This is a genomic window from Tumebacillus sp. BK434 (assembly GCF_004340785.1).
Classification (GTDB): Bacteria; Bacillota; Bacilli; order Tumebacillales; family Tumebacillaceae; genus Tumebacillus_A.
Genome location: NZ_SLXS01000007.1, coordinates 39,590 through 52,584, shown reverse-complemented (window position 1 = coordinate 52,584; position 12,995 = coordinate 39,590). Strand labels below are relative to the sequence as shown.

Genomic DNA, 12,995 nt, shown 5'->3' with positions numbered 1-12,995 from the left:
CTCACACTCCTCCCAAGAAAATGATGTTCTGGGAGTAGTGTGTCCGCCGCTTGGCGGTACTATGTGGCAGACGAGGGATTACAGGCTTTCGTACCGGGTGAACAAAATCGACTCGGTCTTCTCCAGCGCTTCGGCGATCAGCGCATCGATGTCGAGCTTCTCTTCCGCGCGCTCCGCTTCGTGCAGTTTGGGGCGCGTCTTCGGATTTTTCGGCGTGAAGATCGTGCAGCAGTCTTCATACGGCAAAATCGAAGTCTCGTACGTCCCGATCTTCTTGGCGATCTCCATGATGTCGCGCTTGTCCATCGCCACCAAGGGGCGCAGGATCGGCATGTTCGTCACGTTGTTGATCGTGTACATGCTTTCCAAAGTCTGGCTTGCCACCTGACCCAGCGATTCGCCGGTGACCAGAGCCAGCGCTTTGCGCTGATGGGCGAGCTGCTCCGCGATGCGCATCATGAAGCGGCGCATGATCGTGATCGAATACTCTTCCGGCACATGCTGGCGGATCGCTTTTTGGATCTCCGTAAAATGCACGTTGTGCAGACGCACGCGCGCGCCGTGTTTGGCAAGGATCTTGGCGAGGTCGTTGACCTTTTCCTGCGAGCGCTCCGAAGTGAACGGGAAGGAGTGGAAATGGATCGCCTCCACCGTCGCCCCGCGCTTCATCGCCAGCCACCCGGCGACCGGCGAATCGATGCCGCCGGAGAGCAGCAGCATGACGCGCCCCGCCGTGCCGACCGGCAAACCGCCCGGGCCGTCGATCACGTCGCACATGACGTACGTTTTCGCCTCGCGCACTTCCACCGTCAAGGTCAGCTCCGGCTTGCGCACATCCACTTTCAAACGGCCGTCGCCGATCTTCGACAGGATGTAACGGCCGACTTCCTGCATGATCTGCGGCGATTCCAGCGGGAACAGCTTGTTCGCGCGGCGCGCTTCCACTTTAAACGTGACCGGCGTCTGGCGCTTCTCCAGCGCATCCTGCACGACGCGCAGCGCAGTCTCTTTGATGTTGTCCAGATCCAGGCTCGCTTCCGCCACCGGAGAGATCGAGGAGACGCCCATCACCTGGGTCAGCTGCTCGGCCACTTCCTGCGGGTCGGCCTCGCCAACGTTGACTTCGATCCGACCGCCCGTGCGGGTGATCTTCACGCCCATCCCTTTGACCGAGAGGCGCATGTTTTCCAGCAAAGCTTTTTCAAATTGCGGGCGGTTCTTCCCTTTGATGGCGATCTCGCCGCCCATGCGAACGATAAACGTTGTGTACATAGTCCTACCTCCGTGAAAACAGTCGCAAATCTTCAACACTCGACTTCAAAGCCTGCAGCAGCAAGTCCGCTTCCTCGCGGGTATTCGCCGCATCGAGCGAAATCCTGACCGCGCCTTCGAGCTGCTTCTCCGGCAGCCCCATCACTTGCAGCACGCGGGAGTAAATCTTTTCCTTCGACGAACAGGCCGAGCCGGTCGAGACGAACAGTCCATGCGTCTCCAGCGTGTGCACGAGCACTTCGCCGCGCACGCCTTCAAACGAGACGTTCAGCACGTGCGGCGCCGCGTCCTGCGGCGTGTTGATCCGCACCTGGGGGATCGTCGCCACAATCTGCTCGGCCAGATAGCCGCGCAGCTCGCGCATCGCAGCGGCCGCCTGCGGCATCTCTTTCATCGTCCGTTCGACCGCCACGCCAAAGCCGACGATGCCCGGCACGTTTTCCGTGCCCGAGCGCAAGCCTTTTTCCTGGCCGCCGCCGTAAAACATCGGCGTCAGTTTTACCCCGTCGCGCACATAGAGCGCGCCGACTCCTTTCGGGCCGTGGATCTTGTGCGCGGAGACGGCGAGCAGGTCGATGCCCGCTTCCTTGATCTTGAGCGGCACCTTGCCCAGCGCCTGCACCGCATCGACATGGAACAGCGTTTTGTGCTTGTCCTTGAGAAATGCGCCGATCGCTTGGATCGGCTGCAACGCGCCCGTCTCGTTGTTCACATGCATCACCGACACCAGCACCGTGTCATCGCGCCAGGCTGCTTTGATGTCCTCGACCGACACCACGCCGTCCGGGCCCGCGCTGACAAACGTCACTTGCCAGCCGCGCGCTTCCAATTCCTTGGCCGCATCGTAGACGCAGGCGTGCTCGATGCCGGTCGTGATGATGTGCTTGCCCCGCGAGACGTAAGCCAGTGCTGCGCCAAACAGCGCCAGATGGTTCGCTTCCGTGCCGCTTGAGGTGAACACGATCTCATTTTTCTTGACGCCGAGCGCTTTGGCGACGCGCTCTCTGGCCTTGTCGACTTCTTTTTCGGCGACCAGGCCTTTTTTATGTAAGGAGGACGGATTCCCGTAGTTGGCTTCCATCATCGCGACCATGCTGTCGATCACTTCCGGATACGGCTTGGTGGTCGCGCTGTTGTCCAGGTAAATCTCTTGTTTCATTGCGTAACACCCCACCTCTCGGGGCACTGCCAGCCCATAGTGCTTACTATACTTCCCTGATGTACCGTTCCCCATTATACAAAAAGAGCCGCCCGCTGGCGACTCTTATTGCCAATTTTCCCTGCATTCTCGCTTAGCAGGACACTTTTTCTTGCAATTTCTTGCCGACGAGACGGGCGAGGTCGACCACGCGCTCGGAGTAACCCCACTCGTTGTCGTACCAAGCGACGACTTTCACCGTCTTCTCGCCGACGACCATCGTGGACAGACCGTCGACGATCGAAGAGCGCGCATCGCCGACAAAGTCAACCGAAACGAGCGGCTCATCGGTGTAGCCGAGGATGCCTTTCAGCGAGCCTGCTGCCGCTTCTTTCAGCGCAGCGTTGACAGCATCGACCGTCACGTCTTGAGCGACGTTCGCCACAAGGTCAACCACCGATACGTTCGGGGTCGGGACGCGCATCGAGAAGCCGTTCAACTTGCCTTTCAGCTCCGGCAGCACGAGACCGACCGCTTTGGCAGCGCCGGTCGTCGTCGGGATGATCGACTGGGCGCAAGCGCGGGCGCGGCGCAGGTCTTTGTGCGGGTTGTCGAGGTTGTTCTGATCGTTGGTGTAGGCATGAATCGTCGTCATCAGCCCGTTCAGGATCGTGAACTTGTCATGCAGCACTTTCGCCACCGGGGCGAGGCAGTTGGTGGTGCAGGATGCGTTGGAGATGACATCATGCTTTTCAGGATCGTACATCTCTTCGTTGACGCCCATGACGATCGTCACGTCTTCATCTTTACCAGGTGCAGTGATGATGACTTTCTTTGCCCCTGCGGTGATGTGCTGGCCGGCCGTCTCTTTGGAGCGGAACTTGCCGGTCGCTTCGATCACAATGTCAACGCCGAGTTCCTTCCACGGCAGATTTAACGGGTTGCGGTCGCCGACGATCTTCGTCTCACGGCCGTTCACGATGATGCTGTCAGCGGTCGTTTCGACCTCTGCATTAAATTTGCCCTGTACGGAATCATATTTCAAAAGATGCGCAAGCGCTTTCACATCATGAGTTGCGTTGATCGCCACGATCTCGATTTGCGGGTCAAGTGCTGCTGCACGGAACACCATGCGGCCGATACGGCCAAAACCGTTAATTGCAAGTTTGATAGACATCTATTAGTACCTCCCAGCGGACTGATGCGTTAGTTTCTACCCTATTTTACACAACAACTTGCCAATAATCCACACTATATTCGTCTAAATTCTGAAAAAGTATGTCACAATTGACAAAAATCTAAATACCTAGTCCTAATAACTAGTTCTATGTTATAATTTATAAATCTGTGGAATGGAAGGCGGATGATTATGCTCCGAATCGTAACGGACAGCACTTCAGATCTCACTTCTTCGATGGTCGCAGAGTATGGGATCGACATTGTCCCGCTTAATGTGATCTTCGAAGGTACAACATATGCCGACGGAATCGAGATCAGCAAAGCAGAATTTTATGAGAAGATGGCCGCATCGAAAGTGTTGCCGACCACTTCCCAGCCGAGCCCTGCTTTGATGCGCGACCGGTTCCAGAAGATTTTAGACGCGGGCGACGACGTGTATTATGTCGGCCTCGCCTCCACCCTCTCCGGCACCGTGCAGTCGGCCAGAATCGGGCGTGACATGGTGAGCGATCCGGATCGCGTGACGATCTTTGACACGCTGAACGTTTCCTTTGGCCAAGGCGTCTTGGCGCTGGAAGCTGCGAAGCTGGCGCACGCCGGCAAGAATGCGGAGGAGATCACAGCACGCTTGCAAGATCTAAGAAAGCGCTCTCAATTGGTGTTTTCCGTGGCGACGCTCGACAACTTGCGCAAATCGGGGCGGATCAACAATCTCGCCTTCCTGTTCGGTTCGCTGCTGGCGATCAAGCCGATCCTGATGCTCGATCGAGAAGGTGTCGTGCAACAGTACGACAAGGTGCGCGGCAAGAAAAATGCGCTGGCGACGATCCTGCGCTATGTGCAGGAGCACCAGCCCGACCCGGATCTGATCTTCGGCATCGGCCACGTCGCTGCGCCGGAGCAGGCGCTCGAGCTGCAGGCTCTGCTGCACGAGCAAGGCGTGACCAACACCGCGCTCATCGAGATCTCCGGCGTTGTCGGCGCGCATGTCGGAGCCGGCACGACCGGTCTGCTCTACGTAGCCAAATCATAATAAAAAAAGCCACGGCTCCTGTCAAAAGGAATTCCGTGGCTTTTTTGCATATTCTTAGCCGACCATGTTACCGCTTTTCATAAACCAAAGGCCCAAGGCCAAAAACAACACGCAGAATACAAACAGCGCGATGGACAAACGTTTCAGGAACACAGGCTTGTCACCCCTTTACTGCAATACCCGTCCATTATAGCACAGAGACGCCTCGCGATTGCACCAGCACTTTAAAATGATCGCCGATCCCGCCCGGCATGATCAGCTGCTTGATCGCCCGGTTGCGCTTCATGTCCGGGTCGTTGATCAGGTCGGCGCTGAATACGTCTTTCAGGCGCTGCAAGATGCCGCTCTGCAGCAGATATTTCGCCTGCGAGCCGTAAAACTCGGTCACCAGCCCGGCCTGCTCACCGACCGCTTGCAGAGCGGTAAAATTGACATCGGCCGTCAGATCCATCTCGCCGACGTGCTGAAACGGATCGCTGACCAGCGTGTGCTGATAAAACCCGCGCAGTGTGCCGTCCATCCGGCTCTTGTGATGCAGCATCTCCGCATCGAAGCCATAGTCGATCGTCAGAATCCACCCCTGCTGCAACAGCCCGGCAACTTCTTGATACCAATCCAGCCCCGGCAGCCCCACTTCGGTCACCTGCCCGCGGATCATCCCAGCGGCGTAGGCGGCAGCGTACTCTTCGATCCGAACATCAGAAAGCGCACCGGGAATGACAACATATCTCCCCGGCTCGAAGGCACCCTCATCGTGTACACTCCTGCCGGGCACAGCTTCCGAACTATCCTGCTCCAACTGCTCCCTCGGAAGTCCTGCGGCCATGTCCGCGCGAACTTCCATGTCGAACATCCCGTCCGTCCGCCTTGGCTCCGCTTCCCAATCCACATACAGCTCGGCCAGCCCGCCGTCCTGCTTCACCACCCGGTGCACCGGGAAGGCATCGACAAACTCATTGGTCAGCACCGCCCCGACAAACGCGCCGCCAGCCAGCACCTCTTCGCGCGTCATCCACGCCACTTTGCCGGGATGTGCCCCGGTCAGCTCGGCCTGCCGTGCCCGCAGCGCAGGCGAGATCTCCACGATGCGGTACTCCGCATTCGCGTACAACGCCGGATGCTCCGCCTGCCAGCGGTTCAGGAGGTCGCGGGCGAGCATCCCTTCGCCCGCGCCAAACTCGAGCAGCACAAACGGCTCTGCTGCCACGAGCGACGCTTTTTCCGCCAGCTGATCGGCCAGCACTTCGGCGAAGACCGGGTTGATCCCCGGACTGGTATAGAAATCGCCCGCCTTGCCGAATTTGCGGCGCTCGCCGGTGTAATAGCCCAGTTCCGGGTGGTACAGCGCCCACTCCATAAACTGTGCGAACGGCACCGGGCCGCCTTGGCGGATCTGTGCTGCCATCCATTTCCCTAGTTCGGTCATTTTGCATCCCTCGCTTCCAAACTCAAAAACGGCAGGAGAAGGGTCCCCTGCCGCTTGCAGATCTCTTTATTTCACTTCGTTGATGTTTTCGATCACTTTGTCGATCAGGCCGTACTCCAGCGCTTCCGGAGCATCGAACCATCTGTCGCGGTCGGAGTCGGCCGCCACTTTCTCGATCGGCTGGCCGGTGCGCTCGGAGATGATCTGGTTGATCTTCGCTTTGGTGTGCAAAATGCGCTTCGCCGCAATCTCAATGTCGGTCGCCTGGCCGCGCGCGCCGCCCAGCGGCTGGTGGATCATCACTTCTGCGTTCGGCAGTGCGATGCGCTTGCCTTTCGCGCCTGCTGCCAGCAGGAACGCACCCATCGACGCCGCCATCCCGATGCAGATCGTCGACACGTCCGGCTTGATGTACTGCATGGTGTCATAGATCGCAAAGCCTGAGGAGATCGAGCCGCCCGGCGAGTTGATGTACAGGTGGATATCCTTATCCGGGTCATCGGCCGCCAGGAACAACAGCTGTGCCACGATCGAGTTCGCCACATCGTCGTTCACCTCGGTACCGAGGAAGATGATACGGTCTTTCAGCAGGCGGGAGTAGATATCGTAAGAGCGCTCACCGCGCGAAGTCTGTTCGATTACATACGGGACGAGATTCATCTGAAAATCCTCCTTTTACAACGTGCGTGTTGGTGTGATTTGCTTACTTCTAAGTATACTGATAATTTGCCAAAGGTCAAAGACGGTCAGAAGGTCAAGAAAGGTCAATTTTGGTCAAAAATGAGAAGTACCTGACTCTTTTGCTTACTCCCCTTTTTCAATCTCGCCTTTATACGCTTCCATGCCGCCCGCCAGTACTTCTACATTATGATACCCTTCGTCTTCCAATAACAGCTTTACCTGCCCTGCACGCTTTCCGGTGCGGCAGACCAGCAATATTTTCTCATCCGGCTCCACATCACCCAGCGCAAACGACAATTCCTGCAGCCCGATGTTTTTCGAGCCCGGAATGTGACCGGTTATGTACTCTTCTTCGCCGCGAATGTCGAGGATGACTTTCGGCTGTTCACTCATGACACAGATCTCCTCTCACACAAAAGCCCCTTGTGCACTCCAAGTGTCACAAGCGGGCTTTGAGTTACAGATTCAGTTTAGCCTGTCCGGTGCTGCTTTAAACTGCTTATTTGAAACGTACTCCGAATTTGCCGCGATTGGTACGGTATAATTCCACTTCTTGCGGAGGCTGCTGCCCATAGATCCGCTTGTCGCCTTCTACCCACATCACGGCACAATAGGCCTCGAACTTGCTGTCATACAATCCTGCCCAATAGACCCAAGACAAGCTCCTCACCTCGCTTCGAATTTGAGCTTAGTGTTACCGCGAGGAGAGGGGGCTAACCCTGACAGAAAAAACCTGCCCGGCTACCGGCGGGCAGGTTCGCACACAGCTGAAATTAGACCCAAACGCGGCCGCCGCCGAGGGACAGCACGTTTTCATCGCCCAGAACGAAGCGCATGATCGTGGTCGATTCCCAGCCGCGGGTGGAGAAGGATGCCAAGAGGCGTTCGAGCACCTGTACTTTGAAGCCTGCGTCGAGCAGGTTGTACATGGTCGCCAGAACGGTCATGTCGGAGTCGATGCCGGCCAGATGCACGGTGTCGATCTTGTTGTCTGCCAACAGCTGCTTCATCTCGTCGTTGTACGCGGAATAGCCGCGCTTCTCGACGATGTGCGCCTTCGGATGCTTGAGCATCAAGGTGTTCTCGTTGTGGTTCTCCTCGTGCTTCCAATGCGTCAGTACGATCAGGTCATACTGGTCGCCGGACTTGTCGAGGTATTCTTGACAGAGCGGATATATGTAATCCATGTTGCCGAGAAAATCAGATTGAATATCGGTGATCAACAGAGCTTTTTTCATGATCGACCCTCACCTTTCCAGCCATTCATAGTCGTTTCTATGGTAACAAAGAAGCAATAAGTTGTAAATTAGAGTTTCCAAACAGTGTTTGACGTTATTTTGTCTATTCCAGCCCGTCCAGAATCTTCTGAAGCTCGCCTCGCACCATCCCGGCCATCGTCAGACGGCCCAGCGCCTGTCCGTGGTGCCCGGTGATCTCCACCACGCCTTCCACTTCTTCCAGCGCTTCGCCGAAGCCGCGCTCGGTCAGTTCCGCTCGCATGCCTTCGATCTGGTCATAGTTCTTCTTCATGCCTGCTTTGGCTTGCCCGATGTATTCATCCATCGACTCGATCAGCTTAAGGAGCTGCGCTTTGGTATCTGCCATCTGCACGTTTCCCTCCTGTGTTCTATCGTTTCCCAACAGATCGAAAACTATTATAGCATAACTACTCTCCGCGCGCTTCCCGGATCATCTCTTCGAGCTTCTCCGCCTCTTCTTCGAGCAGTTCCCGCACCAGCTCCAAGCGCTGCGGGAGCGAAGTGTTGCTCAGCACCGCCTGCTTCAGCTCCGGCGGCACGTGCAAAAACGCCGGGATCATCCACGACAGGAGCTCCGGGTCGTTCGGCAGGTTGAGCTTCTCGTACACCGCGTTCAAGGAGTGCGACAACAGCCGGTGGTAGCGGTCGAACAGCTCCGGCAGATCGGCGTTCTCCTTGATGGCCGACGCCAACGTGAGCTCCGGTGTCGGACGGTCTTCCAGCGGCTCCACCTCGGCGGTCAGACACTCTCCGTCATAGGCGGACGAGAGGATCTTGAAGCGCCCTTCGCCGCGGGTGGTGATCAGCATGCGCCCGTCTTCGAGGCGCGTCAGACTCTGGATGCGGGCGACCGTACCCACGTCGGCCGTCTTGGCCCTGCCGCCCGCCTCGAGGCCGGAGAGAATCTGCACGACCCCAAACGGCACGTCATGCTCGACGCACATCTCGATCATCGTGCGGTAACGCGGTTCAAAAATATGCAGCGGCAACAGTCCATGCGGGTAGAGCACCGCATGCAGCGGAAACAGCTGTAAGCGAAACGTCGACATCCCCGGATTCCCCTTCCCTTCTGGCAGTTCTGTTTGCTCCCATTATAAACCCTGACGCGCAGGACTTGTAGAAGCACATTGAAAATCGTACTATAGGATGAGTACATATCAGATCTGAAAAAAGAGGTGTTCCTTCTATGTATATCAACATGTATGACGATCAGGAAGAAACGATCACTCGTTTCGTCGGTTTCGTCGGCAACCACCGCTGGGACCTGGCGATCACCCAAACCAAGCAATTTTACGGGAAAAGCATCGTCACCAACATCCAGTCCGGCCGCAGCGCCATCCTCGACAAAGAGGACCTCGAAGAGGATAAGCTGCACATCCTCGCCGCGCAGTTCGGACTGACCGACCAGGAAGAGACCGAGGAGTTGGCCGAATTTTTGCTCGGCAACCTCCCGAAATAAGCAAAAGGCATGTCTTTCGTGCGAGCTACGAAACGACATGCCTTTTTTCTGTTACGAGAAGATGTGCCCGTAGCGCTCCTGAATGTGTTCGACCACTTCGCGGTACTCGTCCTCGTCGGTGATGTTGGACAGCTCGTAATCGCCGGTGCCGGTCGCGACGGCGCGGAAGAAGATCAGCTCGGCATTCTCGAGGTTCTCACGGTCATAGAACAAAGCGTACTCCTTGCGCTGACAGGTGAAATACGCCCCCAGCGCATAGCGTCCTTCGCGGTGCTCTTCACTGACCTGCACGAAGAAGATCGACGTGATGATCTCTTTGATCTGCTCGATGTACAACTCGCCCGGATACTCTAATATGTATGTGCCATCCGCTTCCTGATCGTCGATGCGGTAGATTTCCTTTTTCTCGTCGCGTTCAAAATCGATCATCAGCAAGTGAACGTCTTCATGGAAAAACGCATACTCACGGCCTTTTATGAACCGAAACTTGTGGTGTTCCACACGTGTCACTCCTTTTTCGGAAAAACAGCAGGGCTGTTCGCACGGCCCTGCTGTCAGAGGTTGGGATTAATTTTCCCAGGATTCGTATTGCTTTCGAACTGCCTTCTCGGTGTTTTCCTTCGTAATCGAAGCACACATGAAGAGCAAGCCCAAAACTGCGGCTACGGCAGCGAGCGTTCCGATCATTGCGCGTCGCCCCCTTTCCAGTCTTTCATATACCCTTTACAAAAAAGCGCTATACATATACCCCTTTTAGAATAAAAGTACCATCCATGAACGTCAAGTGAATATCTCTTGAACGACTCGGCAGAAACTAGCTGCGACAAGCAAAGGAGGGTACACATGGACAACTTCCAGCACACCTATCAGACCAAAGTCGGCAACGTCGAACAGTCTACGCGCGGACTGATCAACTCCGCCTTGTTTTACATGAGTGACCCGAGCCTGCCCGACGCGCTGCACAATGCCCGCCGCTGCCTGGAGACGGCCAAATACGTGCTCGAAGGCATCTACATGCCCGGCTCGCCCGCAGAGAGCCTCTCGCCGCTCGCCCATATCGCCGAGACCAAATGGCCGCACGGCCATGTGGAATCGTGGGGATTTCTGAACAACGCCGATTAAATCCAAGCGCCCCACATTGCGACCGATGTGGGGTTTCGTCTATAATGGGAAGAGGAAGAAAAGGAGGTCTTGTCCCATGTCGATGCTCAATCGTTACTTTTTCTACGCGGTCTGCTTCGTGCTGGTCGTCGTCGGGATACTTTCGCATTCATACGCACTCTTGGGCCTCTCCGTTGTTGCCGGGATCGCAGTCGGTTTCATCACTGAACTTTACGACAATAAGCGCGACGAGAAGTTCAAACATTTGAACGCAAACCATCAATACAAGCACTAAATGATCACATCCACATCCCGCCTTGGGGTGTGGATTCTTTCAGTCAGGAGGGTTTTACTTATGAGCACACTCGACCGCAACGAAATCTGGGCACAGGCGTTTGAACTCGGGGAGATGATTCTGCGCACGCCTGAAGTCGATCATTATAAAAAATGCGAAGAGCAGATGCTGGCCAACGCGGAGCTTGCCGCCAAAGTCTCCAAGTTCAAAGAGCTGCAGGAGAACTACGACCGCCTCGCCGAATACTCGCAAGGCCCGCACCTCGACGGCCTGCGCCAGGACATGAAGCAGTTGCAGGCGGAGCTGGACAGCTATCCGGAAGTGAAAGCGTACAAAGAAGCGATGCAAAAAGTGGATGAGCTGCTGCAGGCGGTCACCGAAAAAATCGCCTCGACGATCGCCGCAACGCCGGAAGCGTAGCCCCTGAATCTTCCTGTATTTGACGGCGAAAAACGAGCATGCTATTATTATCCAAGACTTTTACCTAAGGAAGAGAGGGATCACCTCATGTCCGATCATAACCATGTACATGACGAGAACTGCAACCACGACCACGAGCATGAAGAAGTCGTTATCCTGACCGATGACGAGGGCAACGAGCGTGAGTTTATCATCGTTGAGACCATGCAAGTGGAAGAACAGCACTATGCGATCCTCGTCGCTGCAGACGGTACCGAAGACGATGGTTTCATCATGCGCATCGAAGAAGACGAAGAGGGCGAAGAATACCTCATCGACATCGAAGATGAGCAAGAGTGGAACCGCGTAGTCGCTGCTTACGAAAAGATGGCTGACGCTGAGTAGTCGCTGAATTGAAATGCCACTGTTTTCGGACAGTGGCTTTTTCATATCATCAAACGCCTTTGGAGGTACCTTTCATGAAGTACGACTGCATCGTCATCGGCGGCGGACCGTCCGGCCTGATGGCGGCGATCTCCGCAGGCCTGCACGGAGCCAAGGTGCTGCTCCTCGAAAAAGGGGACAAGCTCGGCCGCAAGCTGCTGATCTCCGGCGGCGGCCGCTGCAACGTGACGAACAACAAAGACATCGATGAGCTGATCAAGCATATCCCTGGCAACGGCCGCTTCATGCACGGGCCGTTTTCTGTGTTCAACAATCGCGACATCGTCCGCTTTTTCGAAGACCTCGGCATCAAGCTGAAAGAAGAAGACCGCGGCCGGATGTTCCCGGTCACCGACAAGGCCAAGTCGGTGCTCGACGCCTTGCTGCGCAAGATGGACGAGCTCGACATCACGATCAAAACGAACACGCCGGTCGCCCATGTCCGCTATGAAGACGGCCAAGTGGCCGGCGTCAAACTGCGCGGCGGCGGGAGCTTCGACAGCCGGACGGTGATCATCGCCGTCGGCGGCATGTCGGTGCCGAAGACCGGCTCGACCGGTGACGGCTATGCCTGGGCGCGCGCGGCCGGCCACACGATCACCGAGCTCTACCCGACCGAGGTCCCGGTCCGGTCGAATACGCAGTGGGTTCGCGACCTGCAAGGCTTGTCCCTGCGCCACATCGTCCTGACCGTGCTGAACGCCAAAGGCAAGAAAGTGATCGAGCACGAAGGCGACATGATCTTCACCCACTTCGGCATCTCCGGCCCGGCCGTGCTGCGCTGCTCCCAATTTGTCGTCAAGGAGCTGAAAAAAGGCGGCAGCTCCGTGCAGATGCTGCTCGACCTGTTCCCGGACAAACGGCCGGAAGACGTGCACAGCGAGCTGTTCAAGCTCGCCGAACAGGAGCCGAAAAAAGCGTTCAAAAACGTGATCAAAGGCTACATCCCGGAGCGGATGATCCCGCTTTGCCTGAGCCAAGCCGGCCTGCCGGAAGACACCACTTTCGCCAACCTGCCGAAAAAACCGCTCGCCGAGCTGGCCGCGCTGCTCAAAGCTCTGCCGATCACGGCGACCGGCACCTTGTCGATCGAAGAAGCGTTCATCACCGGCGGCGGCGTGCATCTGAAAGAGATCACGCCGAGCACCATGCAGTCGAAACTGATGCCAGGACTGTTTTTCTCCGGAGAAGTGCTCGATCTGCACGGCTACACCGGCGGCTTCAACATCACCGTCGCCTTCTCCACCGGCTACGTCGCAGGCAAAAGCGCTGCTGAACTGCATTGACAATAAAAAGCCCTGTTCGCTGA

17 protein-coding genes are annotated in these 12,995 nt (G+C 56.5%); 7 read left to right on the top strand and 10 right to left on the bottom strand.

Going from position 1 to position 12,995, the window contains the following annotated elements:
- Nucleotides 1-78 precede the first annotated feature (78 nt).
- The 3 genes from thiI to EV586_RS16260 form a co-directional block, all read right to left on the bottom strand.
- On the bottom strand, nucleotides 79-1,272 hold the full coding sequence (gene thiI, locus EV586_RS16270) for a tRNA uracil 4-sulfurtransferase ThiI (protein WP_132946170.1): 1,194 nt from the start codon (nucleotides 1,270-1,272) through the stop codon (nucleotides 79-81).
- Nucleotides 1,273-1,276: 4 nt separating this feature from the next.
- A complete protein-coding gene (locus EV586_RS16265; RefSeq protein WP_132946169.1) occupies nucleotides 1,277-2,431 on the bottom strand; it encodes a cysteine desulfurase family protein in 1,155 nt (384 codons plus the stop codon).
- A gap of 133 nt (nucleotides 2,432-2,564) precedes the next feature.
- The gene (locus EV586_RS16260) at nucleotides 2,565-3,587 is read right to left on the bottom strand and encodes a glyceraldehyde-3-phosphate dehydrogenase (protein WP_132946168.1); all 1,023 of its coding nucleotides are present in this window, start codon (nucleotides 3,585-3,587) and stop codon (nucleotides 2,565-2,567) included.
- Between the two features lie 192 nt (nucleotides 3,588-3,779).
- Between EV586_RS16260 and EV586_RS16255 the strand changes: the two genes are divergently transcribed.
- Entirely contained in the window at nucleotides 3,780-4,622 is an 843-nt protein-coding gene (locus EV586_RS16255) for a DegV family protein (protein ID WP_165898654.1), read from the top strand.
- A gap of 187 nt (nucleotides 4,623-4,809) precedes the next feature.
- On the opposite strand, the gene EV586_RS16250 is transcribed toward EV586_RS16255, so the two are convergent.
- The 6 genes from EV586_RS16250 to EV586_RS16225 form a co-directional block, all read right to left on the bottom strand.
- Nucleotides 4,810-6,048 (bottom strand): class I SAM-dependent methyltransferase, encoded by a 1,239-nt coding sequence (locus EV586_RS16250; protein WP_132946166.1) that lies wholly within the window; start codon nucleotides 6,046-6,048, stop codon nucleotides 4,810-4,812.
- A gap of 66 nt (nucleotides 6,049-6,114) precedes the next feature.
- Complete coding sequence (clpP, locus tag EV586_RS16245) at nucleotides 6,115-6,708, bottom strand: ATP-dependent Clp endopeptidase proteolytic subunit ClpP (RefSeq protein WP_132946165.1); 594 nt, start codon at nucleotides 6,706-6,708, stop codon at nucleotides 6,115-6,117.
- Nucleotides 6,709-6,852: 144 nt separating this feature from the next.
- On the bottom strand, nucleotides 6,853-7,122 hold the full coding sequence (locus tag EV586_RS16240) for a rhodanese-like domain-containing protein (protein ID WP_132946164.1): 270 nt from the start codon (nucleotides 7,120-7,122) through the stop codon (nucleotides 6,853-6,855).
- A gap of 380 nt (nucleotides 7,123-7,502) precedes the next feature.
- Nucleotides 7,503-7,967 (bottom strand): isochorismatase family protein, encoded by a 465-nt coding sequence (locus EV586_RS16235; protein ID WP_132946163.1) that lies wholly within the window; start codon nucleotides 7,965-7,967, stop codon nucleotides 7,503-7,505.
- A 103-nt stretch (nucleotides 7,968-8,070) separates the two neighbouring features.
- Entirely contained in the window at nucleotides 8,071-8,334 is a 264-nt protein-coding gene (locus tag EV586_RS16230) for a hypothetical protein (RefSeq protein ID WP_132946162.1), read from the bottom strand.
- A 61-nt stretch (nucleotides 8,335-8,395) separates the two neighbouring features.
- Nucleotides 8,396-9,037: an LON peptidase substrate-binding domain-containing protein gene (locus EV586_RS16225; protein ID WP_132946161.1), complete on the bottom strand. Its 642-nt coding sequence runs from the start codon at nucleotides 9,035-9,037 to the stop codon at nucleotides 8,396-8,398.
- A gap of 137 nt (nucleotides 9,038-9,174) precedes the next feature.
- Between EV586_RS16225 and EV586_RS16220 the strand changes: the two genes are divergently transcribed.
- Nucleotides 9,175-9,447 carry a DUF3055 domain-containing protein gene (locus tag EV586_RS16220; RefSeq protein ID WP_132946160.1) on the top strand — a complete coding sequence of 91 codons (273 nt, stop codon included), beginning with the start codon at nucleotides 9,175-9,177 and terminating at the stop codon, nucleotides 9,445-9,447.
- Nucleotides 9,448-9,498: 51 nt separating this feature from the next.
- Here EV586_RS16220 and EV586_RS16215 read toward each other — a convergent pair whose 3' ends face one another.
- Nucleotides 9,499-9,948, bottom strand: coding sequence for a DUF1292 domain-containing protein (locus EV586_RS16215; RefSeq protein ID WP_132946159.1), 450 nt, complete (start codon nucleotides 9,946-9,948; stop codon nucleotides 9,499-9,501).
- 342 nt (nucleotides 9,949-10,290) lie between these two features.
- Here EV586_RS16215 and EV586_RS16210 point away from each other — a divergent pair, with 342 nt between their 5' ends.
- The 5 genes from EV586_RS16210 to EV586_RS16190 all read left to right on the top strand — a co-directional run bounded on the left by EV586_RS16210 (nucleotide 10,291) and on the right by EV586_RS16190 (nucleotide 12,972).
- Complete coding sequence (locus EV586_RS16210) at nucleotides 10,291-10,569, top strand: hypothetical protein (RefSeq protein WP_132946158.1); 279 nt, start codon at nucleotides 10,291-10,293, stop codon at nucleotides 10,567-10,569.
- A gap of 76 nt (nucleotides 10,570-10,645) precedes the next feature.
- Nucleotides 10,646-10,843, top strand: a complete 198-nt coding sequence (locus EV586_RS16205; RefSeq protein WP_132946157.1) for a hypothetical protein — start codon at nucleotides 10,646-10,648, stop codon at nucleotides 10,841-10,843.
- A 60-nt stretch (nucleotides 10,844-10,903) separates the two neighbouring features.
- Entirely contained in the window at nucleotides 10,904-11,263 is a 360-nt protein-coding gene (locus EV586_RS16200; protein ID WP_165898653.1) for a YlbF/YmcA family competence regulator, read from the top strand.
- Nucleotides 11,264-11,350: 87 nt separating this feature from the next.
- Nucleotides 11,351-11,647, top strand: a complete 297-nt coding sequence (locus EV586_RS16195; protein WP_132946155.1) for a DUF1292 domain-containing protein — start codon at nucleotides 11,351-11,353, stop codon at nucleotides 11,645-11,647.
- A gap of 74 nt (nucleotides 11,648-11,721) precedes the next feature.
- Nucleotides 11,722-12,972 carry a BaiN/RdsA family NAD(P)/FAD-dependent oxidoreductase gene (locus EV586_RS16190; RefSeq protein ID WP_132946154.1) on the top strand — a complete coding sequence of 417 codons (1,251 nt, stop codon included), beginning with the start codon at nucleotides 11,722-11,724 and terminating at the stop codon, nucleotides 12,970-12,972.
- The last annotated feature ends 23 nt before the right edge of the window (nucleotides 12,973-12,995 follow it).